Origin of the sequence: Pedobacter cryotolerans (assembly GCF_005116475.1) — a bacterium.
In the GTDB taxonomy this organism is placed as follows: Bacteria; Bacteroidota; Bacteroidia; order Sphingobacteriales; family Sphingobacteriaceae; genus Pedobacter; species Pedobacter cryotolerans.
In genome coordinates this window covers 32,570-55,545 of record NZ_SWBO01000012.1, presented here as the reverse complement: position 1 = coordinate 55,545, position 22,976 = coordinate 32,570, and the positions used below count along the sequence as shown (strand labels likewise).

Annotated in this window: 24 protein-coding genes; 3 read left to right on the top strand and 21 right to left on the bottom strand. The window is 34.0% G+C overall.

Annotated elements, in window-relative coordinates; translation table 11 throughout:
- Positions 1-36 precede the first annotated feature (36 nt).
- The 6 genes from guaA to FA045_RS16440 all read right to left on the bottom strand — a co-directional run bounded on the left by guaA (position 37) and on the right by FA045_RS16440 (position 5,937).
- Positions 37-1,563 (bottom strand): glutamine-hydrolyzing GMP synthase, encoded by a 1,527-nt coding sequence (gene guaA, locus FA045_RS16465; protein ID WP_136878184.1) that lies wholly within the window; start codon positions 1,561-1,563, stop codon positions 37-39.
- Between the two features lie 257 nt (positions 1,564-1,820).
- A complete protein-coding gene (locus tag FA045_RS16460; RefSeq protein ID WP_136878183.1) occupies positions 1,821-2,219 on the bottom strand; it encodes a type II toxin-antitoxin system VapC family toxin in 399 nt (132 codons plus the stop codon).
- Positions 2,216-2,446: a type II toxin-antitoxin system Phd/YefM family antitoxin gene (locus tag FA045_RS16455; protein WP_169305076.1), complete on the bottom strand. Its 231-nt coding sequence runs from the start codon at positions 2,444-2,446 to the stop codon at positions 2,216-2,218. The genes FA045_RS16460 and FA045_RS16455 overlap by 4 nt, the downstream gene beginning before the upstream one ends.
- A gap of 65 nt (positions 2,447-2,511) precedes the next feature.
- Positions 2,512-2,973 (bottom strand): deoxycytidylate deaminase, encoded by a 462-nt coding sequence (locus FA045_RS16450; protein WP_136878182.1) that lies wholly within the window; start codon positions 2,971-2,973, stop codon positions 2,512-2,514.
- A 105-nt stretch (positions 2,974-3,078) separates the two neighbouring features.
- Positions 3,079-4,362, bottom strand: a complete 1,284-nt coding sequence (locus tag FA045_RS16445) for a sugar MFS transporter (protein ID WP_136878181.1) — start codon at positions 4,360-4,362, stop codon at positions 3,079-3,081.
- Positions 4,363-4,506: 144 nt separating this feature from the next.
- Positions 4,507-5,937: an MFS transporter gene (locus FA045_RS16440; RefSeq protein WP_136878180.1), complete on the bottom strand. Its 1,431-nt coding sequence runs from the start codon at positions 5,935-5,937 to the stop codon at positions 4,507-4,509.
- Positions 5,938-6,129: 192 nt separating this feature from the next.
- Between FA045_RS16440 and FA045_RS16435 the strand changes: the two genes are divergently transcribed.
- Entirely contained in the window at positions 6,130-6,789 is a 660-nt protein-coding gene (locus tag FA045_RS16435) for a LysE family translocator (RefSeq protein ID WP_225871367.1), read from the top strand.
- Here FA045_RS16435 and FA045_RS16430 read toward each other — a convergent pair.
- From FA045_RS16430 to ubiE, 15 genes are all read right to left on the bottom strand, one after another.
- Entirely contained in the window at positions 6,786-7,349 is a 564-nt protein-coding gene (locus FA045_RS16430; RefSeq protein WP_136878178.1) for a hypothetical protein, read from the bottom strand. The two genes, FA045_RS16435 and FA045_RS16430, sit on opposite strands and share 4 nt — an antisense overlap.
- A 263-nt stretch (positions 7,350-7,612) precedes the next feature.
- Positions 7,613-9,514: a class II glutamine amidotransferase gene (locus tag FA045_RS16425; RefSeq protein ID WP_136878177.1), complete on the bottom strand. Its 1,902-nt coding sequence runs from the start codon at positions 9,512-9,514 to the stop codon at positions 7,613-7,615.
- Between the two features lie 114 nt (positions 9,515-9,628).
- The gene (gene murI, locus FA045_RS16420; protein ID WP_136878176.1) at positions 9,629-10,453 is read right to left on the bottom strand and encodes a glutamate racemase; all 825 of its coding nucleotides are present in this window, start codon (positions 10,451-10,453) and stop codon (positions 9,629-9,631) included.
- Positions 10,454-10,514: 61 nt separating this feature from the next.
- On the bottom strand, positions 10,515-11,099 hold the full coding sequence (locus FA045_RS16415; RefSeq protein ID WP_136878175.1) for an OmpH family outer membrane protein: 585 nt from the start codon (positions 11,097-11,099) through the stop codon (positions 10,515-10,517).
- 50 nt (positions 11,100-11,149) lie between these two features.
- The gene (locus FA045_RS16410) at positions 11,150-11,680 is read right to left on the bottom strand and encodes an OmpH family outer membrane protein (RefSeq protein ID WP_136878174.1); all 531 of its coding nucleotides are present in this window, start codon (positions 11,678-11,680) and stop codon (positions 11,150-11,152) included.
- A gap of 89 nt (positions 11,681-11,769) precedes the next feature.
- On the bottom strand, positions 11,770-14,310 hold the full coding sequence (gene bamA / locus FA045_RS16405; RefSeq protein ID WP_169305075.1) for an outer membrane protein assembly factor BamA: 2,541 nt from the start codon (positions 14,308-14,310) through the stop codon (positions 11,770-11,772).
- A gap of 63 nt (positions 14,311-14,373) precedes the next feature.
- Positions 14,374-15,114 (bottom strand): isoprenyl transferase, encoded by a 741-nt coding sequence (locus tag FA045_RS16400; RefSeq protein ID WP_136878173.1) that lies wholly within the window; start codon positions 15,112-15,114, stop codon positions 14,374-14,376.
- 19 nt (positions 15,115-15,133) lie between these two features.
- Positions 15,134-15,934, bottom strand: a complete 801-nt coding sequence (porG, locus tag FA045_RS16395) for a type IX secretion system protein PorG (protein ID WP_136878172.1) — start codon at positions 15,932-15,934, stop codon at positions 15,134-15,136.
- Between the two features lies 1 nt (position 15,935).
- Entirely contained in the window at positions 15,936-16,817 is an 882-nt protein-coding gene (locus FA045_RS16390; protein ID WP_136878171.1) for an NAD kinase, read from the bottom strand.
- 8 nt (positions 16,818-16,825) lie between these two features.
- Complete coding sequence (locus FA045_RS16385) at positions 16,826-17,488, bottom strand: CBS domain-containing protein (RefSeq protein WP_136878170.1); 663 nt, start codon at positions 17,486-17,488, stop codon at positions 16,826-16,828.
- A complete protein-coding gene (locus tag FA045_RS16380; RefSeq protein WP_136878169.1) occupies positions 17,488-18,252 on the bottom strand; it encodes an alpha/beta fold hydrolase in 765 nt (254 codons plus the stop codon). The genes FA045_RS16385 and FA045_RS16380 overlap by 1 nt, the downstream gene beginning before the upstream one ends.
- A 101-nt stretch (positions 18,253-18,353) precedes the next feature.
- Positions 18,354-18,800: a GatB/YqeY domain-containing protein gene (locus FA045_RS16375; RefSeq protein WP_136878168.1), complete on the bottom strand. Its 447-nt coding sequence runs from the start codon at positions 18,798-18,800 to the stop codon at positions 18,354-18,356.
- Positions 18,801-18,882: 82 nt separating this feature from the next.
- Positions 18,883-19,641 carry an SDR family NAD(P)-dependent oxidoreductase gene (locus FA045_RS16370; protein ID WP_136878167.1) on the bottom strand — a complete coding sequence of 253 codons (759 nt, stop codon included), beginning with the start codon at positions 19,639-19,641 and terminating at the stop codon, positions 18,883-18,885.
- A 47-nt stretch (positions 19,642-19,688) separates the two neighbouring features.
- Positions 19,689-20,438: a type IX secretion/gliding motility protein PorT/SprT gene (gene porT, locus FA045_RS16365; RefSeq protein ID WP_136878166.1), complete on the bottom strand. Its 750-nt coding sequence runs from the start codon at positions 20,436-20,438 to the stop codon at positions 19,689-19,691.
- Positions 20,435-21,163: a bifunctional demethylmenaquinone methyltransferase/2-methoxy-6-polyprenyl-1,4-benzoquinol methylase UbiE gene (ubiE, locus tag FA045_RS16360; protein ID WP_136878165.1), complete on the bottom strand. Its 729-nt coding sequence runs from the start codon at positions 21,161-21,163 to the stop codon at positions 20,435-20,437. Before ubiE ends, porT begins: the two co-directional genes overlap by 4 nt.
- 167 nt (positions 21,164-21,330) lie before the next feature.
- Between ubiE and yihA the strand changes: the two genes are divergently transcribed.
- On the top strand, positions 21,331-21,975 hold the full coding sequence (gene yihA, locus FA045_RS16355; RefSeq protein WP_136878164.1) for a ribosome biogenesis GTP-binding protein YihA/YsxC: 645 nt from the start codon (positions 21,331-21,333) through the stop codon (positions 21,973-21,975).
- A gap of 111 nt (positions 21,976-22,086) precedes the next feature.
- The gene (locus FA045_RS16350) at positions 22,087-22,950 is read left to right on the top strand and encodes a UbiA-like polyprenyltransferase (RefSeq protein ID WP_136878163.1); all 864 of its coding nucleotides are present in this window, start codon (positions 22,087-22,089) and stop codon (positions 22,948-22,950) included.
- The last annotated feature ends 26 nt before the right edge of the window (positions 22,951-22,976 follow it).

Below are 22,976 nucleotides of genomic sequence, written 5' to 3'. Positions count from 1 at the left end.
CAACTGCTAACCAAAAACTGTCAAATGAGAATTAAACTATTCCCACTCAATTGTAGCCGGTGGCTTAGAACTAATGTCATAAACCACACGGTTAATCCCTCTAACTTTATTGATAATTTCATTAGAAATTTTCGCCAAAACTGAGTAAGGTAAATGACACCAATCTGCAGTCATCCCATCAACAGATTCTACAGCTCTTAAACAAATTACATTCTCATAAGTTCTTTCATCACCCATTACACCAACAGATTGCACAGGCAAAAAGATAGCTCCCGCTTGCCAAACCTGATCATATAAACCAGCTTCTTTTAAATTATTGATATAAATGGCATCTGCTTCTTGTAAAATTGCAACTTTCTCTGGAGTAACATCACCCAAAATTCTAATTGCTAAACCTGGTCCCGGAAAAGGATGGCGACCTAAAATAAAGCCTTCAATTCCTAAACTTTTACCAACTCTACGCACTTCATCTTTAAACAAAGTATTTAATGGCTCTACAATTTTAAGTTTCATAAAATCTGGCAAACCACCAACATTATGATGTGATTTAATGGTTGCCGATGGACCTTTTACCGATACCGATTCGATAATATCTGGGTAAATTGTGCCTTGCGCTAACCAAACTACATCTTGTACTTCGTGAGCAGCATCATCAAAAACTTCTATAAAAACTCTACCTATGGCTTTACGCTTTAACTCTGGGTCTTTAACACCTGCCAACTGACTTAAAAATCTTTCTTTAGCATCAATGCCTTTAATATTTAAGCCCATATCTTTGTACTGCTCTAAAACGCTTTCAAATTCGTCTTTACGCAATAAACCATTATCTACAAAAATACAGTGCAAGTTTGTGCCAATTGCTTTGTGCAATAAAATAGCAGCAACACTACTATCTACACCGCCCGAAAGGCCTAAAACAACTTTATCATTACCTAATTTCTCTTTTAAAGCAGCAATGGTAGTTTCAACAAATGCATCGGCTGTCCAATCTTGCGAGCATCCACAAATACCTACTAAAAAGTTTTGCAATAAAATTTTACCATCTGTACTGTGCGTTACTTCTGGGTGAAACTGAATAGCGTAAGTATTGGTATCTTTTATCTGATATCCAGCTACTTGCACATCAGCTGTGCTGGCAATAATTTCAAAATTTTCTGGAACTACTTTAATGGTATCTCCATGGCTCATCCACACTTGTGAATTTACATTGATACCTTTAAACAACTTATTATCTTGATTTACAAAATCTAAATTTGCTCTACCATATTCCCTAGTATTCGATGCCTGAACATCACCCCCATTTTGTTGTGCAATAAACTGAGCGCCGTAACAAACCGATAATAACGGATAAGCTGCAAATAAATTTAAATCTACAAAAGGTGCATCTTCTTGACGAACAGAGTACGGGCTGCCTGATAAAATTACGCCTTTTACAGTCGAATCTAATTCAGGAATGTGATTAAATGGGTGGATTTCGCAGTAAACATTTAATTCGCGAACGCGACGAGCAATAAGCTGTGTAAACTGAGAACCAAAATCGAGAATGATGATTTTTTCTAGCATGCGCAAAGGTAACAATTAGATATGAGATGTGAGAAGTGAGAAGTGAGATTTTCCTACAATTCAATATTTGAAGCGCAATTATAGTGCAAAAGTTAATGTTAGTCCCGCCTGCCTGCCGGCAGGCAGGCTTTTGCTGCAATCTTCTGTGTTATGCTTCTACTACGCTACCGATTAGAAATCGGTTCACCTTAGCATGACAACACAGAAGGATTTACGCGACAATCGGGGCTAGAAATAAAAATTGTGCTGAGAAAAAGCTACCAAACCACCTTCAATCCTGACTCTTTATACTTTGCAACCCTTTCATCTTTACTAATTAAGACTACATTCTGTTTTATTGCTTGCCAAATCAGCATCCTATCAAAGGGGTCTCGATGGAAATCCGATTTTAAAAAATGAAATGTTGAAGTCTCAGATGCTGAAATTGGAACAACATCAAATCCAATCTTTAAAATATGGTCAGGAAAATCTTGTGGTGCCATTCCTCCCAAATCCAACTTATTGAGTGAAAACTTTAATGAAATCTCCCATAAGCTTAGAGAGCTTACCAAAATTTTGTTTTTTGTATCTTCTAGAAGTTCTTTTACTTTTTTTGATAGTTTACTTGGGTCACTTATCGCCCAAATGAGTACATGTGTATCTAGTAAATAAATCATAAACCCAGAAATTCTTCATCGCTCATTTCAAAATCATCCTTAAATACAACATTAGCATTTACTATACCTAGTTTTCTTTTAGCTGGCTTATTTTTTTTTTCCGGAACAAAATAACCAATTACTTCTTTCTTTCTACCAAAAGTAACTGCGATAGAAATTCCTGCTTTAACTTGCTCCATTACTTCTGAAAAGTTCGTTTTAAACTCTCCAACCGTCATTGTTTTCATTTTCAATTATTTTAATCAAATATAACAACAACTTGTCAAGTTGTCAAGATAAATGAAGTACAAATTTAATCCACAACTTCATGTTGCAAAACTTCAACCCCAAACCGCAATAAAAAATCTACGCCTTCATCGCTTGCTAAACCTTTGTAAGCAGCATAAGAGTCTTTAAAATAAACCTTTCTAATACCTGATGACAAAATCAGTCTGGCACAGGCAATGCATGGCGATAAAGTAGTATATAGTGTTGACCCTTCTATTTTAGAGCCATTTTTAACCGCATACAAAATTGCGTTTTCTTCGGCATGTAATGCTAAAGAACAACTTCCTTTACTGTCTCTAGCGCAACCATGTTCTGGCCACTCTTCATCGCAATTGTGGGTGCCTGCTGGTGGGCCATTGTAACCGATAGAGATTATTCTTGTATCTTTTGTTAATACTGCACCCACATGAGCTCTTACACAATGAGAACGAGTAGCTAAATCTGTAGCCAACCTCATATAGATATCGTTAAATGCTTGTTTTGCCATTTTTGGTAAATTCAAAAGCGCTCCGATTTTACACCAGAGAGCAATCAAAATTAATATTTTTTTAAGCTTGAAGTTAATTTATTTACCTAATTAAAACTTAGCCTTCTATTCCTTCGAGCCTGCTTTATGTACTTTAACGGCAAAATAAATAATATAAAGGTAAGCTGGCAATAGCGTGTATAAAAATGCAAGCTGAAAATCAATTGAAAGACTATCTTTTAAGAAACCATAAATGGGTAAAACTAATGCACCACCAGCAATACCCATAATCATAATTGCTGATCCTGTTTTAGTAAACTTACCTAAACCTTTAATGCCTAATGGGAAAATTGCAGGCCACATCAGCGAGTTCGCTAAACCCAATAATGCTACTGAATAGAAGGAAACATTGCCAGTTGAAAAAGCTGATATACAAGTTAATGTTACTCCCAATACAGCGCAAATACGTAATGCCATTTGCTGGCTTAAAATTTTAGGAATAGCAATAATACCAATTACATAACCTACTAACATACATATTAAAGTAAATGATGTAGAGAAACGAACAATATTTGGGTTGATGTTTAGCTCACGTCCGTAAGTAGCAATTCCATCTCCAGCCATAACTTCTACTGCTACGCAACAGAAAATAGCAAAAGCTCCTAAAAATAAATGAGGATATTGGAAGATGCTAGACTTAACTTTTACGTTACTGTTTTCATCCACAATAGCTTCTTCGGCTTCTACTTCTGGTAGGTTAACAAACTTAATTACTATGGCAAAAATAACGAATACTACTGCTAAAACTATGTAAGGCGTATGTACCCGCTGTAATAATTCATCTAAGATTGCATTTTTAGCATTGATGTCTGAAGTGGCATTAATTTTTGCTGTAGTTTCTGCCGAGTTCTTCAAGAATAATACACCAAAAATAATTGGTACTAATACACCAGCACCTTTATTACACAAACCTGCTATAGAAATACGGGCGGCTGCGCTATCTATTGGACCGATAATACTTAAATAAGGGTTTACTGCAGTTTGTAATAAAGCCATTGCAGATCCTTGAATAAAAATACCTGTTAAGAACAATCCATAACTTCTATTATCGGCTGCTGGTATAAATATCAAAGACCCTACTCCTAAAATTACCATACCCAACACTAATCCGTTTTTGAAACCGATTTTCTGTAAAATCCAAGAACTAGGTAAGGCAAGAAAAAAATAAGCAATGTAAGAAGCGAAGGTTACAAAAAACGCTTGTAAATCAGTTTCTAAATCTAGCGCTAATTTTAAGAAAGGAATTAATGTACCATTGGCCCAAGTTACAAAGCCGAAAATAAAAAACAGCCCACAACAAATTACCATTGGTAATAATGCTGTTCTGTTTTGGTTTGAAATAGTTGTCATTGTTTAGTTTAGGGTTTAAATTTTTAGCTAACATAAGCAAAAACAAAAACCATTCGAGAATTAAAAACTCCGCAAACGTTTGATTAGCACAAAAAAAGAGCCCTCGATGCAAATCGGGACTCTTTAAATAAAATAGATTTTGATTTAGTGACCGCCTGAGATCTTTTCGTCAAAGTTAATTCCTTGCGATTTTAAAATACTACTAGCTTTTAAAGCATAAAATGCTAAGTAAGCAAAACATGCAATACCAACAATATAGCTATACTGAATGCCAGTAAATTCAGAAACATAACCTTGTAAATAACTAATTATTCCACCACCCATAATCATCATAATTAAGAAGCTACTACCTTGACTGGTATTTTTACCTAAACCACTAACTGCTAAGGTAAAAATACAAGGCCATAAAGTACTACAAAACAAACCAACGCTTGTAAATGCATAAACACTAACCATACCATCGGTAAACATACCAATTAATAAAGCTGCTATGCCAATAGCCGAAAAAATGAATAGCATACGGGCTGGATTTCCTTTACTTGCCATATCTGCAGCTATTAAAACTAAAATAATTAAAGCATAAACGTAAAAAGGAGCCAAATCATGTTTTGCAATAGCATTTACCAATAAAAAGATACCAAATGCCAAATATGGTGCAACAAATCTTAACACCTTTTGCAAACTTACTTTGTCTGTAAAAGCTTCAACAGCTCCAGTCCAACGACCAATCATCATACTTGCCCAGTATAATGAAATGTATGGGGCAATATCTTTAATAGCAAAACCTAAATCTTCTTCCATATATGCTGGCAAATTACTAGCCGTTGAAACTTCAACACCAACATAAACAAAAATAGCAATCATACCCAAAACCAGTTGAGGGTATTTTAGTGCATTGCCTTTGGTTGAGCCATCTTCAATTTTTGCTTCGGTTAGAGGCGGTTTATCAGGCAATGAAGACATTTTTAAAAAAACTGCTACCAATAAAAATGCTGCACCCAATATTAAGTATGGAATTTTAACGCTCTCAATACTAATTGTTGTATTCTCACTTGCGGCAGAACCAAAAATAGCAAAACTAACAATAAGCGGACCGATGGTTGTACCAAAATTATTGATACCACCTGCCAATGTTAAACGCTGCGAACCAGTTTTAATTGGCCCTAATGCAATTGCCAATGGGTTTGCAACAGTTTGCTGCAATGAAAACCCTAAGGCCACTATAAATAAGCCAGTAAGCATTAATGGAAATGAACCTAAATTAGCAGCAGGATAGAATAGCAATGTTCCTATTGCCGAAATAACCAAACCTAAAGCCAAACTATTTTTATAACCTATTTTATTAATTAAATCTGTTTTCATTAAGGCCGAAATACCTATGTAAATTAATGACCCAACAGTGTAAGCAATGTAAAATGCCAATGATACCAACTGACTTTCTCTTTGTGATAAGTTAAAGGCAGCTTTAAATACTGGTATTAAAATATCGTTACTTGCAGCAACGAAACCCCAAAAGAAGAAAACAGTTACTAAGGGAATGAACTGTGCCCAATTGGTTTTTGAATTTTGTTCCATGTGTGGATAAAAGTTTTAGTTTAATATTAAATTTTGGTTCGCTAAACATAAATAAAATTTATTGGTTATTGAGTGTATTTTTAACACTCATCAAAAATTTTATAAACGTTAATTTAACGCGTATTATATGCGTATAAGCTATAAACTTGTAAAAAACTATAACATAAAATGGATAGTTTTTAGCTTTAAAAATTGCATATTAGCACAAATTATATTGATAGACGAATGTTCGAAGCGATTATACTAGGTTTGGGTGCAGGGCTAATTTCCTCATTCTTAACTGGTCCTGTTTTTTTTGCAATGATTAAGACTAGCATTGAAAAAGGCTTTATGGCTGGGTTTTCATTGGCATTAGGTGTAATTATTAGCGATGTCATTTTAATTGCCATTGTTCTTTTCGGTAGTCAGTTTTTGGTTTACCAAGAAAGTTTTGACAAATATGTTGGCATATTTGGAGGCATATTTTTATTAGCTGTTGGCATTTATTACCTGCTATCTAAGGTATCTATCAATTATGAAAATAATACGATGATAAAGATTAGCAAACGAGGCTATCTTTTGAAAGGTTTTTTGATGTGCATTTTAACGCCATCGACCTTAATGTTTTGGATTATTGTAAGCGGAATTATCTCGGTAAAACTAAATAACCGACTAAATGAAAAACTTTTCTGCTTTTTTATAGCAATGGCTACTCAGTTAGCTATTGACAGTTTAAAAAGTTATTATTCTAGCAAACTTAGATACAGAATTAAGGAGGATACGTTAAGAAAATTAAATAAAGTGGCGGGCATTATTATTATTGCTTTTGCACTTTGGTTGTTATACAAAACCTATCATCAGTTTTACATTTAAGATTTATAAACTTCGTTTAAATTATATAAATCTATATAATCTACAACTTTACCGCCTTCACAATTTTCCATATTTTGTAAACGATAATAGCTTCGATCACCAATTTTTAAGAAATTTTGTTTACCCGTTTTTTCACAGGGTGCTCCTCCGTTTATAGTTTTAATATAGGTGATAATCGTTCCTTCAAAAGAAATAGTGCTTGCATCTATTCTCTTTAGTTTACCATTAATTTTAAGGAACTCGTTATTTGCATTTGTTTGCTCACCTCTAATGCTAAACCAACCATCATTTTGCTTAATTAATTGCGCTTTTCCTTGTGCATTTGGCTTCATCCCGATCCATTGTAAACTAATTGGAATAGTTCGTTCTATTTCAATTTTAACTTTAGGAATTTTATTTTTAACATCGTCACCTACTTTTTTTAAAGTATCATTTAGCTTATTCAACTTTGCATTTAAACTATCACTCGTTCTTGATATGGCATCTTCAACCTTGTTTTGTTTAGCATCTGAACAAGCTAAACCTAAACAAACTATTATCCATAAAAAAATCTTTCTCATGTTGCTATTTTTTTGATAATTAACAAATAAAATGCACAGAAAGTTTGTTCAAGAATTGGATTTATATTTATCCTTATTGTACGGTTTTGCAATGAGCAGCTGCTTTAATTCTAAACCTGATTGCAATGAAAAGCCCGCAGGTGAGGAACGAGCCGAGGACTTGCAATGCAAAGCAGGACTGCAGAATCAAAAAGGGCAAAAACTTTCGTTTTCACCCTTAATTATTTTAAACTATAACAAGTCCCCTTTAGGGGATTTAGGGGTTAGTAAGCCCTTTGATTATTTCCTTCTTTCCAGTTTACAAAGGCTTTATTTACCACTTTATTGCCGCCTGGAGTTGGGTAATTACCGGAAAAATACCAATCGCCACTATGGTTAGGGCAAGCGATATGCAAATTATCTAAAGTTTGATAAATCACTTCAACCTCGGCAACAGTACCTTTTGGTGTAATAATTTTTGCGATTTGATCTGAAATTTCTTGTTGTTTGAATGGCCTGTAAATATCTTTAACATAATTTACAATTTGCTCTTTTGGCAACAATAAAGAAGCTTTACATTTTTCGTAAACCTCTTCGATGATGTGTTCCATGCCACGTTCTTTTAACAATTGTATGGCTGCATCAAAAGCTACAAATTGACCCATTTTAGACATATCGATACCATAACAATCTGGATAACGAATTTGAGGCGCAGATGATACGATAATGATCTTTTTAGGATGCAAACGATCGATGATTTTGATGATACTTTGCTTCAGTGTTGTACCACGAACAATAGAATCATCAACCGCAACTAAGGTATCGGTATCGTTTTTAATTACGCCGTAGGTGGTATCATAAACATGTGCTACCATTTCTCCCCTATCCGCATCTTGCGTGATAAAAGTGCGCAGCTTAACATCCTTAATCGCCAACTTTTCAACTCTTGGGCTCATAGATAGCAATTCATTCAATTGCTCATCATTAAGTTGTTCTTTATTGTTAATTAGCACATCTTTTTGAACCTCACGCACATATTGATGCAAACCTTCTACCATTCCATAAAATGAAACTTCGGCAGTGTTTGGAATAAATGAGAAAACTGTATTTTTTAAATCTTTGTTAACCGCACTTAAAACCTGTGGAATTAATAAATGACCTAACTGCTTACGTTCTTTATAAATATCCGCATCGCTACCACGCGAGAAATAAATACGCTCAAATGAACAGGCTCTTTTCTCTGCTGGTTCACGGTACATCTCTTGCGTAACTGTACCATCTTTTTTAACGATTAAAGCATATCCAGGTTCAATTTCTTTTACCTGTTTAATTTGTACGTTAAAAGCAGTTTGTATCGCTGGTCTTTCAGATGCTGCAACCACAATTTCATCATCGGCATAATAAAACGCAGGGCGGATACCTGAAGGATCTCTCAAAACAAAAGCATCGCCATTACCAACTATACCAGAAATGGTATAACCACCATCCCAATCTTTTGCAGAGCGACGAAGAATTTTAGCGATATTTAAACTTTCAGAAATCTTATGTGTAATTTCTACATTAGAAAGGCCTTCTTTTTTGTATTCATCAAATAAAACCTGATTTTCATCATCTAAGAAATGACCAATTTTCTCTAAAACTGTAACCGTATCTGCTTTTTCTTTTGGATGCTGACCAAGCTCATACAGTTGCTCTAATAATTCATCAACATTAGTCATGTTAAAATTACCGGCAATTACCAAGTTTCTGGTCATCCAATTATTTTGGCGTAAAAACGGATGGCAATTTTCGATGCTATTTTTGCCGTGTGTACCATAACGTAAATGACCCAAAAGTACTTCGCCAATAAAGCTTACATTTTGCTTTAAAAACTCTGTGTCTTTCATCAACTCTGGCGTTTCATTTTGTATATCTACAAACTTGTTTTGTACGTATCCAAAAATATCTGCAACCGCATTTTGCGCCATAGAACGGTAGCGACTAATGTATCTGCTACCAGGTTTCATGTCTAGCTTTATGGTAGCAATACCAGCTCCATCCTGCCCACGATTATGCTGTTTTTCCATTAACAAATACAATTTGTTAAGTCCGTAAAGTGCAGTACCGTATTTTTCTTGGTAGTATGAGAGAGGTTTTAACAGGCGGATAAAAGCTATACCGCATTCGTGCTTGATCTGATCGCTCATTGAATTGATGATTGAGCCGCAAAATTAACCTTTTAAACTTTTAAAACCTAACCAAAAATGAAACGATTTTACACAGTAAGGTAATTTAAATGCTAATCATTTAAGAATGAGAATTTAGCCTTTTACCATCGCTTTTGCACCAATGCTTTTACCCAAAAAAACAGAGGCATGTTGATTAAAAGCATTCACATCTCCAGATGTATAAAACTCGTGATTGGAATTTTTAGCCAATTGGTTTTCTATTGCTGGATGCCTAAGTAAATAATCTGCTAAGCTATTTGCTACAATATCACCCTGTGCTAATAAATTAATATGGTTTGGTAGATATTTTTTGAGCTTAGGAATAAGCAATGGATAATGTGTGCAAGCTAAAAGCACACAATCAATTTCAGCAGATTGATTTAACAATTCTTTGATGTATTGATCTACAAAATAATCAGCACCATCATTTTCGTGCTCATTATTCTCGATAATAGGCACCCACATTGGGCAGGCTTGCTGATGCACTTTAACCGAAGGAAAGAAGTGATTAATCTCGATTGGATAAGAATTTGAATTTACGGTACCACGTGTGCCCATTACGCCAACATTTTGCGATTTGGTGTACTCACCTATTACTTCTGCTGTTGGTCTAATTACACCTAAAACGCGATGATTTGGATATTTTTTAGGCAAATCTAATTGCTGTATATTTCTTAATGCTTTAGCAGATGCTGTGTTACATGCCAAAATAACTAAAGGACAACCTTTTGCAAAAAGCCATTCTACACACTCTAATGTATATTGATATACGGTTTCGAAAGAATGATCGCCGTATGGCGAACGGGCATTATCACCTAAATAAATATAATTATACTGTGGTAATTTTTCAGCAATAGATTTAAAAACTGTTAAGCCACCAAAGCCCGAATCGAAAACACCAATTGATAATTTATCCATAAAAAAAACGGAATAAGATATTTAAACCTTATTCCGCTAAGATAATTATTTTAAACCTTAATTATGGTTTTTTAATTGGAGTTGCAGCTGGTTTAGCACTTGCTGAAATACCCAATTTGGTTTTAACCGCAGCAGTAATATCTTCGCCACCATCAAAATAAATTAAGTTATTGAAACCTGCAGAAGCAGAAATATCAAAAACATAAGCCAAACCTTTTTCTTTAGCAACTACACCCATTGCTGTAGATAATTTTTGGTTAATTGGAGGATATAATTTTCCTTGTTCTGCTTGTACATCAGTAGTAGCTTTGGTACGAGCATCCTCAATTCTTTTTTGAAGATCGCCTAACTCAACTTGAGCCGCTTGTAATTCTTTACCAACAGCTTCTTTGTTTGCTTCACTTAATGTTTTCTCTTTATCAATAGCTGCTTTATATTTAGCTTGATATTCAGTGATCATTTTATCAATTTCACCTTGTTTTGTTTTAGCCAAATTTTCTAAAGTAGTTTGTGCTGCCTTAGCTTCTGGCATTGTTGCATAAATCTCATCAGAGTTTAAGTGACCGAATTTTTGTTGTGCATTTGCAGCAGTGCTAGTAATTAATAATCCAGCTGCTACAAATAATACGTTAATTAACTTTCTCATTTTCTATTTTACTTAATAATTGTTTTATAATCTATTTGTGTGTTGTTTGTTTATTTAACAAGCGTACCAGGTTTGTAACCTAACCTAACAATAACATCATTGCTGATATCGTAATTGGCACTTGCATAAATCATCATGGTAGATTCGCTGCTTTTATCGAAAACGAAATCTATGAATTTATTTTTTGCAGTTTCGCCAATAACTGTAGAAACTTTTTCCTGTATTGGTTTTAATAATTTAACTCGCATTTGAAAAAGTTCACCTTCTGGTCCGAATTTCTGGCGTTGCATTTCTTTTGCCTTTTTTTCGCTTTCAATAATATCGTTTTCTCTGCGTTTGCGCATGTCATCCGTTAGTAAAACCTGATCTGCTTGGTAAGCTTTGTACATTTTATCTATTTGTACAAAACTATCATCAATCTGTTTTTGATACTGAGCAGATAAACCATCTAATTGGCTGTTTGCGGCTTTATAATCTGGTAAATGCTTAAGAATATACTCTGTATCTACGTAAGCAAATTTTTGTGCTGAAGCCCCTAAACCCATTAGAAGCAAAAAGCTGGCTAATATTAATTTTTTCATTGGTGTGTTGTGTTTTTATAGTTGATTACATTTAGTTAGCTAAAAACTATGCCATTTTTAAATAATGATAAACTATATGTGTTACAACCTTAATTAAATCCTCCCATTTGTTGTGCTATACTAAAGTGGAATTGACCTTTGTTTGCATCTGGAACGCCTGGAATTCTATCAAAACCATAACCATAATCAATACCTAACAATCCAAATATCGGTAAAAATATTTTTGCACCAACACCAACAGATCTTCTGATATTAAACGGATTAAAATCGCTAAACTTATCCCAAGTGTTACCACCTTCGGCAAAAACTGTCATAAATGCAGTTGCTTGTTGCGAGCTAATTACTGGATAACGTAATTCCATTACATATTTATTAAATATTGGGCTACCAGAGTTTTGTGCAATGGTTGGGTTTGCACCTACCGGTATAACTGAGTTATTTGAATAACCACGCATTGCGATTAGCTCAGATCCTTGTAAAAAGTCGAAACCTTGCATCCCATCTCCTCCTAATTTAAATCTTTCGAAAGCAGATTGACCAACAGCACTATTGTAACTACCCAAGAACCCAAATTGAGCTTGTGCTTTAAACACCAACTTACCCACTACGTTTGTGAACCATTGCGATTCGAATTTCCATTTATGGTATTCTGTAAATTTATAACGTTGTAAATCTGATGCGGTAGAGTAGTTAACATTGTTTAACAATGAGTAAGGTGGAGTAGCTTGTATAGTAAACCTAATGTAAGCACCACCTGTTGGGAAAATATTATGATTTCTTGAATCTCTTGCTATTTCTTGCGTCAAGTTTAAGTTGTAAGATGTTCCCGTACTAAATAAAAACCCAGGGTAATTATTTAATATGTATTGGTTTAAATTAACACTGTGAGTTAATGAGAACCAGTTATCTGGCCACTTCAATCTTCTACCTAAACTTATTGAAACCCCGTTTAAACGAATTTTTTGAAACTGTGCATTGCTTGCATCAATACCATTAGACTGTAAGGAAGTAAATGCACTTAAGCCAAAACTAACAGGTTTTTTACCACCTAACCAAGGCTCAGAAAATGAGAAACTATAAGATTGATAAAATTTACCATTCGTTTGTCCACGTAAACTTAGTTTCTGTCCATCACCTTTTGGCAATGGTCTATAAGCCTCGCCGTTGAATATATTTTTTAACGAGAAGTTGTTAAAAGTTAAACCTAATGTACCAATAACACGGCCACCACCAAAACCACCAGATAATTCTATCTGATCTGAAGGTTTCTCTTCTACATTAAACTCAATATCAACCGTACCATCTGCATTTGGTTTAGGAATAGGATTAGTCTTAGATTCATCAAAATTACCTAATGCACCAATTCTACGTACACTTTGCACCAGTTGCTCTTTAGAGAACTTATCACCAGGTTTCATTTGAATCTCACGTACAACTACCTTATCGTTTGTTATGGTATTGCCTTTGATGGTAATTTTATTATTGGTAAACTGAGGCCCTTCGTACATGCGCATTTCAACATCAACCGTATCACCATGTATTCTGGTTTGTACCGGATCTATGTTAAAAGTTAAATAACCATCATTAAGGTAAACACTAGAAACATCATCGCCATTGGCACTACCACGCAATTTTTTCTCTAACTTTTCTTCACTAAATAATTCTCCTTTTTCTATACCAAAAACCTTTTTAAGATATTCTGTAGCGTACTTTGCATTTCCAACCCAGGTAATATCACCAAAATAATATTTGGGTCCTTCGTACAAATCAATTTGTATACCTACAGTTTTATCATTGTAACGGTAAATGCTATCTTTTAAAATGGCTGCATCTCTGTAACCTCTCTCTTGCATTTTTGCTACTAGCGCCAACTTATCTTCTTCGTATTTTTCTTTATTGAATTTACCGCTACCAAAAACTTTGTAAAAAGCTCTTTGTTTAGTTTTTTTCAAAAATTTTCTAAGTTTAGCCGATTTAAAAACAGAATTACCAGTAAACTTAATTTCTTGAACTTTAACACGTTTACCTTTATCAATGTTAACCTGTAAAATTACACTGTTTTCTTGGTTTGGATCTTTTTTAGATTCAAAATCTATTTTGGTGTAGAAATAACCTTTATCTAATAAATATTTACTGATAATTGTTCGGGTGGTATTGTATAAATTATCGTTGATGATCGTTTTACCTGCTTTATCGGCAAGTTTTTCTGATATATCCGTTTTTTGTGATTTACTAATGCCCGTAAATTCAAAAGAAGTTAAACGCGGACGTTCTACTACCAGAATATCAAAATAAACGGTATCACCAATTAGTTTAGTAACATTTAATTGAATATCATCAAACAATCCTTGAGCCCAAAGGTTTTTAATAGCATTAGTGGTTGCCTCGCCGGGAAGGATAACAGTTTCACCTTTTGTTAATTTAGAAAGTGTAATGATTACTTCTTTATCTAAGTACTGCGTACCCGATAAAGTTGTACCGCCAATGGTATATTCTTTTGGAGCAAAGTAGTCGAGGTTTAGTCCATTTACTTTTAACGAAGGAGTTGCCTGTTGAGGCTGATTACGAATTTGAGCTATTGTTGGAAAGCCAATCAATAACAAAAATATAAGTTGGTATATTCTTTTCATTTACAATCTAAAAAACGTTGCTAAGTTAATTTAAACACATGTTAAAAAGTGTTAAAGTTAAAATTAGTTCAGTTGTTCACTAATTTTTCCAAAGCGTCGTTCGCGTTTCTGGTAATCTACAATAGCCTCAAAAAGATCTTCTCTTCTAAAATCTGGCCAAAGGGTTTCGGTAAAATATAATTCGGTGTACGCCATTTGCCAAAGCAAAAAATTACTAATTCTGTGCTCGCCGCTGGTACGTATCATTAATTCGGGATCGGGAATATTTGAGGTGGTTAATTGAGCGTTAAAAAGTTCTTCGCTAATCTCATCTAAATTCAATTTACCTTCTTTAACTTGTTCAGCAATTTTTTTGGTTGCCGATAGAATTTCCCATTTGGCGCTGTAACTTAAAGCAAGGGTTAATGTACAGCGACTATTTTTACTAGTTACCTCCATTACATTGGCTAAATCGTCAATGCATTTTTGTGGCAAGGATTTTAAATCGCCGATGGCATTTAACCTTACGTTATTTTTATTTAGCGTTTCGGCCTGCTCATTAATGGTTGATATTAAAAGCTCCATCAAAGCGTTTACTTCTTCAATTGGTCGATTCCAATTCTCTGTAGAAAACGCATATACCGTTAAATATTTAATCCCAATATCTACACAACCTTCTACAATGTCTTTTACAGATAAAACACCACTTTCGTGCCCAAAAACTCTAAACTTACCCTGATTTTTTGCCCATCTGCCGTTACCATCCATAATTATGGCAATGTGTTCTGGTAAGCGATTAATATCTAATTGTTCTTTAAATCCCATTTCTGCCCTATCTACTGTCTTAAAAAGTAAAACATTTTTGGCTCACAAAGGTATAAGATATACCAATACCTACAAACATGTAATGATCTCTTTTTCTAAAATCGCCTCGTTGCGTACCCGGATCACCTAAATACACTCCTGTTTTTTCTCCTGATCTATCAGATAAAACAGGCCCTAAGCCACCATTTGGCCACGAATTTCTGTTGGCATAAACGCCACTTACATCATCAATATAATCTGTTAACGGACTTCTAAAGCCTGCTTGTCCAAAAATGGTTAAATGTTCAGTATATCGATATTTTACACCGCCACCAAAGGGAATGGTAACTGTAAATTTTTTATAATTTTCTGTTTGTCCTTCGGTATTATATAAACGCAATAAATATTCTTCACCTTGGTATTTAGTTTTTGGTTCATAATTTAAAATACCAACACCTGCAAACAGATATGGTGATAATCGTTTTTTTGCTGCCGGAGAAAATAAATCGAAAAAATTAAAATGGAGTAATAAACTTACTTCATTTAATGGAGTGTAAAAACTTAAATTCCGATCTCTTTCTTGAGCAAATTTAGAAAGCGAATCTGCTCCTTTAACCTTGCCATAGTTGTAATGCAAGCCCACTGCCCAATACGGATCGAAGTTTACTTTAACAAAAGCACCAGCTGATAACCCCGTAATCTTAACAGGATTGTATTGATTTAAATCGCCCATATATGATGCGCCACCAGCATTTAGACCCAATTCTATTTGTTGTGCAAATGAGATATTTGAAATTAAAATGGAGAGCAAAAAGAATTTGATGATTTTAATATAGCGCATTTTAGTAGTTGCGGGTATCTATGCCCCAAAGTAATTTATTCCTTAACGTAGTTAAATAAGTTTCATTATTTAAACGGATCAGATTTACATTAAATTTAGCTTTATTGATGGTAATTTTAACAGATCTATCTACAGTTTCTGTTCTCGAATCGCATGAAACCAAAAACTTTGTACTTCTTGCTTCAATTTCAAAAGTTAATTCTACATCATCAGGCACTATAATTGGCCTTACATTAAGATTGTGAGGTGCTATTGGTGTAATTACAAAACTTTGTGCATTTGGTAAGATAATCGGCCCGCCACAACTAAGCGAATAAGCTGTAGAACCTGTTGGTGTAGCGATAATTAATCCATCGGCCCAATAAGAGTTTACAAATTCGCCATTCATGTAAGCATGAATAATCATCATGGCAGAGTTATCTCTTCTGTGAATTGTAATATCGTTTAAAGCGAAGTTTTCATCACCAAATAAATTATTTTGAGATTCTAAATTAAGAATACCTCTTTTATCTAATGAATATTCGCCTTTTACTAAAGCACTAATTGCGGTATCAATTTCATTTTTATTGATACTTGCCAGAAAACCTAAACGCCCAAAGTTTATACCGATAACCGGGATTTGAGAATCTCTTACCAGCGATAAGGTATCTAATAAAGTTCCATCGCCACCTAAGCTTAACAAAACATCACCTTTGGTTAATAATTCTTTGTGACCAGAAAAGGTAGAAATGTTTGTAGGTAGTGTTACTTTATTTTTTAAAAAGTTATAAAATTTGGTATATACTACAACTTCAATTTTATATAATGATAATGCTTTAAAAACCTGTTGTACAAAGGGTAAAACACTGTCATTAAATTCTCTTCCGTATATTGCTATTTTCATTAGGGATTTTATACGTTTAAATAGTTCATGAAAGAATTGAATCGATCTGTAGAACCATCATCGTTTTGCGTATTGTTAAAAACAGCTTTAACCTCATAATTATATCGCTCAAATGAAGCAATAATACCAGAAAGCTCTTTTTTATTAATTTTTAAAGTAATTTCTAACCGAGTTGAATCTGGAAAAGAACTTACGTATGATGATAAAATTTGTGCATTATCTGCCTCAACTATTTGCGCCATGTGCGCCAAAGAATTGTTTCTATTGCTAATTTCTAAAACAATAATGCCACCAAACTCTTTTACAGCATAAGTTTCGGCAGTATAAGACAATAAATTATTGATAGAAACTACACCTAAGTAATTTTTATTTAAATCTAAAACTGGTACCAAAGACAATCGCATTTGATTAAAAAGCCTAATCACATCGTAAATATGCGCTTCTTTAAAAACAAATGGATTTAATAATGTTAACGATAAGCTACCTATTGGCAATTGCTGATCTCTAACTTCAATTAACTCTTCTTCTGAAACTAAACCTAAAAACTGAGTTTCGTTTACAATAGGTAAATGATAAAGTTTGAACTCACTCATCCTTTCTAAAGCCTTCTGCACAGTGTCAGAAGTTTTTAGCGGTGGTATTACATTCGATATGAGTTCTTCGGCAATCATTATTTCAACAAAATTCTATTTAAAAATTTATCTAAATATTGGTTAAACACTTCTGGTCTTTCCATCATTGGAGCGTGTCCGCATTCCTCAACCCAATTCAATTCAGAATTTGGTAACAATTCATGAAACTCTACAGCTACTTCTGGTGGTGTAATTTTATCTTGTCGGCCCCAAATTAATGAAACCGGAATAGTTATTTTTGGCAATTCTTTAGCCATATTATGGCGTATGGCAGATTTAGCCAAAGCCAAAATTCTAATCACACGAGAGCGATCATTCACAGATTTAAAAACCTCATCTACTAACTCATCGGTTGCCGTAGCGGGATCATAAAAAGTATATTCAACTTTTTCTCTAATGTAATCTCTACTTTCTCTTCTTGGGAAAGAACCGCCAAAAGCATTTTCATATAAACCAGAACTTCCTGTTAAAACTAACGCTTTAACAAATTGCTGATGAGCAGCTGTAAATACCAAACCAACATGCCCTCCTAGCGAATTACCAATTAATACAACCTGATTTAATTTTTTAAACTTTAAAAATCGAAGCACATATTTTGATAAGCTTTTTACACCTAAAGTTAACAATGGAAGATCGTAAATAGGCAATATTGGAACAATTACACGGTAATTTTGTTTAAAATGATCTATGGCAGGTTCCCAATTACTTAACTCTCCCATTAAACCATGAAGTAATACAAGTGGTTCGCCTTCACCCGCTTCAATATACTTAAAACCCTCTTCTTCAATTACTTCGTATTTCATATTCTATTTAAGCTGTTTGGTATGTGCTACTAAGTTAATAGAGTAAACTTAATTAAGGTAATTATTATTAATATTTTTTAGAAAACCTAATGTTTAAACACCTAGGCAAGCTTAGCTTTAACAATTTCTCCTATTAATTTTCCATCAGCTTTACCTGCTAATTCTTTATTAGCAACGCCCATTATTTTACCCATTTCTTTAATTGAGGTTGCACCAGTTTCTGCAATAATTCTAACCACTACAGCTTCTATTGCTGCTTGGTCTAGTTGCTGAGGCAAAAACTGACTAATCACATCAATTTCTTCTTGTTCTACTAAAAGTAAATCTTCTCTACCTTGTTCTTTATAAATTGTTGCCGATTCTTTTCGTTGCTTAACTAATTTCTGCAAAATTTTAATTTCTGCGTCTTGATCTAATTCTTCAGCATGCCCCTTTTCGGTTTTTGCTAAAAGAATGGCAGCTTTTATTGCTCTTAAACCTCTTAATTTTGCCTGATCTTTAGCCAACATGGCTTGTTTTATTTCTTGATCTATCGTTGTTGAAATCATACCCCTTGATCCCCTAAAGGGGAAATTAAATTTAAAATTAATTAGTTGAAGCTTCTATTCTCCCTTTAGGGGGTTAGGGGGCTTAGTCTCTTTTTATTAATGAGCCATTCGCTTGTGCTGTTGGCATAATCAGCATGTCATTTATGTTTACATGTGCAGGTCTACTAACTGCAAACCAAATTGCCTCAGCAATATCTTGTGCTACCAAAGGATCAAAACCATCATAAACTTTTTTTGCTCTGCCTTCATCACCTTTAAAACGAACAATAGAAAATTCTGTTTCAACAGCACCAGGATGTATACCAGTAACTTTTATCCCGTGAGGTAATAAATCAATTCTCATCGCTTTGTTTAATGCATCAACTGCATGTTTTGTTGCGCAGTATACATTTCCGTTGGCATAAACTTCTTTACCTGCAATAGAGCCTATGTTTACAATATGACCTTTTTTAGCTGCAACCATCCAACTAGAAATTACCTTAGAAACATACAATAAACCCTTAATATTGGTATCAATCATTCTATCCCAATCGTCGGTATCGCCTTTGTCAATTGGGTCTAAACCTTGGCTTAAACCTGCATTGTTAATCAGCACATCAATATTTTTCCAATTAATTGGCAATGTTTCTAAAACATAGTTGATGTTTTCTTTATCTGTTACATCTGCTTGAATTTTTTTAACTTCAATAGCATACTTATCAACTAAATGATGAGCAATTTTCTCTAATAAATGTTCTCTTCTTCCTAAAAGGATAAGATGATAACCCTGCTGCGCAAAAAGATGTGCACAAGCCTCGCCTATACCTGAGGTTGCACCAGTAATTAATGCAATTTTAGCCATGCTTCGATAAAATTAAGCCCAAAGGTAACAAATTTGAATGGCTTCGCTTACTCAAAAAATAAGCTAAAGGTAAAATGTCTGAGTTTTGCCTTTTCGATTGGATCAGTGTAGGGATTACCAGTATGGAGAAATATATCTTTAAAAGAGTGAGATACTTTAAGCTCTGGAGACATTTTAAAATGCTCAAAATACATTTCAAAACCAATTCCAGCTTCGTAAGACAGAAAGTTTCTTTTATTTTTAACCAGCTTATTTATGGGTGCGGCTGCATCATCATTGGTTTTTTTACCTGAAGCCAAATCCATTGAATATTTTAAGCCACCTACCATATATGCTCTAAAATTCCCTAAACGATCAGACCTTAATCTTAACCCTACAGGAAGTTCTATCATTGTTGCTTGAACTTTTCTTTGTGTTAAGGCAACGCCAGGATTATTAACCGTATTATCTACGTATTGGTAATTCAATAGCCTATCATTAAAAACTAAAGTTGGCGTTAAGCGTGCATCAATATGTGAGGTAAGCTTAGATTTTATTAAAAATCCTATTCCAAAGCCTGCAGATGTAGGAGATGAAAGTGATTTAAGAGAATCGGTTACGTAAGCATTCTGTTCAACATCAAAATAAGGAGCACGCCAATTTTTTGTTTTGGTTAATTTATATTCTGATACAACGTACTGAAAGCTAAAACCAAAATTAAATTGTTCATCATCAATACCTCCACCCCAATTTTGAGCAGTAGCAATGCTGATACTAAATAAAAAAAAACTTATAAAAAGCGTTATTCTTTTGATCATTTAAACCCGGTATAAATGGCACTTATTCCAAACGTTAAAGGTCTGTGTTTGGTATTTTTGTATCCAACTTTATCCATCACAGCCGTAAAATCTTTCCCATCAGGAAAAGCAGCAACAGATTCTGGCAAGTAAGAATATGCTCTACCATCTTTAGAAAAAAGCTTCCCGAAAAATGGCGTAATGTATTTATTGTATAAATTATAGCTTTGCTTAACAGGGAAAGATCTCGGTTTCGAGAATTCTAAAATCACAATTTTTCCCTCTGGTTTTAAAACACGAAGCATGTCTGCTAAACCTTTTTCTAAATTTTCGTAATTTCTAACTCCAAAAGCCACGGTAATGGCGTCAAAAGTATTATCTTCGAAATTTAAACCTTCTGAATCTCCTAACTGAACAGAAAAAATATGGCTTAAATTGCGATCATTAATTTTTTTCTTAGCTACTTCAAGCATTCCGGCAGAAATATCTACGCCAACAATTTTTTCAGGCTGCAAAATATCAATCGATTCGAAAGCAAAATCTCCAGTTCCTGTTGCTACATCTAATATCAACCTAGGTTTAATAGCCTTTAATTCTTTTATCGCTTTGCGGCGCCAAATGATATCGATACCTAAAGAAAGGAAATGGTTTAAAAAATCATAAGTACCAGATATGTTGTTAAACATAGTAGCTACCTGTTCTTTTTTCGAATTTTCGTTTGCGTAAGGTGTAACTTGTGGGTTCATAATTGTTGGTCAAAGATACATAATCAATGTAAAATGTGAAATGTAAGATGGAAAATGTGTTTAGCATGATTTATTTTACAAAGTTTGGCTATTGCAATGTTTCAGAGCACTCTACAACATCATTTAAACCTTGAAACATTACAACCATAATTTCTTACCTTTGTGGTATGATTATAAAATCTGCCACATTTGTTGTTAGCAATACAAAAGTTTCTGCTTTACCTTTACCAGAATTACCCGAATATGCATTTATTGGTCGTTCTAACGTAGGCAAATCATCACTCATTAATATGTTGGTTAATGTACAAGGCTTGGCAAAAACATCACAAAGACCAGGTAAAACACAGCTCATTAATCACTTTTTAATTAACGAAAAATGGTATATTGTAGATTTACCAGGTTATGGATATGCTAAAGTTTCTAAAAGCAGCAGAGAAAAATGGGAAAAGTTTATTAGAAACTATTTAACCAAACGAGAAAACCTACAATGTGTTTTTGTGTTGATAGACAGCAGACTAGAGCCACAAAAAATAGATTTAGAATTTTGCTCTTGGCTAGGCGAATGCCAAATTCCATTTGCATTGGTTTATACCAAAGCAGATAAACAATCGGCTCCCAAAACAGACCAAAATGTAGCCAAATTTAATAAAACACTTTTAGGTTGGTTCGAAGAAGTTCCGCCGTTTTTTGTTACTTCGGCAGAAAAAAATCAAGGAAGAGAAAAATTGCTACAGTTTGTACAAGAAGTAAACGAAGATTTTGTTAAGCCTGAAATTGATCCACAGTTTTACGCTGCCAGTAATAAAGAATAAATAGCAATAAAATTGCCTCGTCATTGCGAGAAGCGTAGCGACGAAGCAATCTTGTTTACAGGATAGATTGCTTCGTCATTCTTCCTCGCAAAGACGATATTAATATAAATAATGAAGAAATATTTTTCGCTAGTTTTATTTGCACACTCCATTTTTGCATTACCATTTGCCTTAATTGGCTTTTTTTTAGGTGTTACCACTACAGCAAATCCGTTTAATTGGTTCCTTTTTTTACTAGTTATACTTTGCATGGTTTTTGCCAGAAATGCTGCTATGGCGTTTAATAGATATTTAGATAGAAATATTGATGCAAAAAATCCTAGAACGATTACAAGAGATATTCCAGCAGGAAAAATTTCTGCAAGCGAAGCTTTAACATTTGTAATTGTAAACTGCATTTTATTCGTTATTGCTACCTATTTTATCAATCCGCTTTGTTTTTATCTTTCGCCAATTGCGCTTTTTGTGGTGCTATTTTATAGCTACACCAAACGTTTTACTGCATTGTGCCATTTAGTTTTAGGTTTAGGTTTGGCGCTTGCACCTATTGGCGCTTATATTGCCGTAACGGGAGCTTTTAACATTGTACCATTATTTTATTCGTTCGCAGTTTTATTTTGGGTAAGTGGTTTCGATATCATTTACGCTTTGCAAGATGAAAATTTTGATCGCGAACAAAAATTACATTCAATTCCAGCTGCACTAGGCATTAAAAATGCTTTAAGACTTTCTGTAGTTTTACATGTTTTATCCGCATTATGCGTTATACTTCCAATATTCTTTGCTCAGTTTAGTTGGGTTTATTACATCGGCATTGCCTTTTTCTGTGCCATGTTAATTTATCAGCACTTATTGGTAAAACCGAATGATATTAGCAAAGTAGATAGAGCTTTTGCCACTACCAACGGCTATGCATCGGTAATATTTGCGGCCTGCTTTTTAATAGATACCTTTCTTAGAACAGGATTAAAATGATTTTAGGTTTATCAAGATATGAATTC

Coding starts and splice junctions, on each gene's coding strand:
- bamA (WP_169305075.1), bottom strand. CDS start 14,310: ATGAAAAGAATATACCAACTTATATTTTTGTTATTGATTGGCTTTCCA.
- yihA (WP_136878164.1), top strand. CDS start 21,331: ATGATTATAAAATCTGCCACATTTGTTGTTAGCAATACAAAAGTTTCT.
- FA045_RS16350 (WP_136878163.1), top strand. CDS start 22,087: ATGAAGAAATATTTTTCGCTAGTTTTATTTGCACACTCCATTTTTGCA.
- ubiE (WP_136878165.1), bottom strand. CDS start 21,163: ATGAACCCACAAGTTACACCTTACGCAAACGAAAATTCGAAAAAAGAA.
- FA045_RS16455 (WP_169305076.1), bottom strand. CDS start 2,446: ATGAAAACAATGACGGTTGGAGAGTTTAAAACGAACTTTTCAGAAGTA.
- guaA (WP_136878184.1), bottom strand. CDS start 1,563: ATGCTAGAAAAAATCATCATTCTCGATTTTGGTTCTCAGTTTACACAG.
- FA045_RS16380 (WP_136878169.1), bottom strand. CDS start 18,252: ATGAAATACGAAGTAATTGAAGAAGAGGGTTTTAAGTATATTGAAGCG.
- FA045_RS16415 (WP_136878175.1), bottom strand. CDS start 11,099: ATGAGAAAGTTAATTAACGTATTATTTGTAGCAGCTGGATTATTAATT.
- FA045_RS16390 (WP_136878171.1), bottom strand. CDS start 16,817: ATGAAAATAGCAATATACGGAAGAGAATTTAATGACAGTGTTTTACCC.
- FA045_RS16450 (WP_136878182.1), bottom strand. CDS start 2,973: ATGGCAAAACAAGCATTTAACGATATCTATATGAGGTTGGCTACAGAT.
- porG (WP_136878172.1), bottom strand. CDS start 15,934: ATGCGCTATATTAAAATCATCAAATTCTTTTTGCTCTCCATTTTAATT.
- FA045_RS16400 (WP_136878173.1), bottom strand. CDS start 15,114: ATGGGATTTAAAGAACAATTAGATATTAATCGCTTACCAGAACACATT.
- FA045_RS16370 (WP_136878167.1), bottom strand. CDS start 19,641: ATGGCTAAAATTGCATTAATTACTGGTGCAACCTCAGGTATAGGCGAG.
- FA045_RS16375 (WP_136878168.1), bottom strand. CDS start 18,800: ATGATTTCAACAACGATAGATCAAGAAATAAAACAAGCCATGTTGGCT.
- murI (WP_136878176.1), bottom strand. CDS start 10,453: ATGGATAAATTATCAATTGGTGTTTTCGATTCGGGCTTTGGTGGCTTA.
- FA045_RS16410 (WP_136878174.1), bottom strand. CDS start 11,680: ATGAAAAAATTAATATTAGCCAGCTTTTTGCTTCTAATGGGTTTAGGG.
- FA045_RS16460 (WP_136878183.1), bottom strand. CDS start 2,219: ATGATTTATTTACTAGATACACATGTACTCATTTGGGCGATAAGTGAC.
- FA045_RS16430 (WP_136878178.1), bottom strand. CDS start 7,349: ATGAGAAAGATTTTTTTATGGATAATAGTTTGTTTAGGTTTAGCTTGT.
- FA045_RS16445 (WP_136878181.1), bottom strand. CDS start 4,362: ATGACAACTATTTCAAACCAAAACAGAACAGCATTATTACCAATGGTA.
- porT (WP_136878166.1), bottom strand. CDS start 20,438: ATGATCAAAAGAATAACGCTTTTTATAAGTTTTTTTTTATTTAGTATC.
- FA045_RS16440 (WP_136878180.1), bottom strand. CDS start 5,937: ATGGAACAAAATTCAAAAACCAATTGGGCACAGTTCATTCCCTTAGTA.
- FA045_RS16385 (WP_136878170.1), bottom strand. CDS start 17,488: ATGATTGCCGAAGAACTCATATCGAATGTAATACCACCGCTAAAAACT.
- FA045_RS16425 (WP_136878177.1), bottom strand. CDS start 9,514: ATGAGCGATCAGATCAAGCACGAATGCGGTATAGCTTTTATCCGCCTG.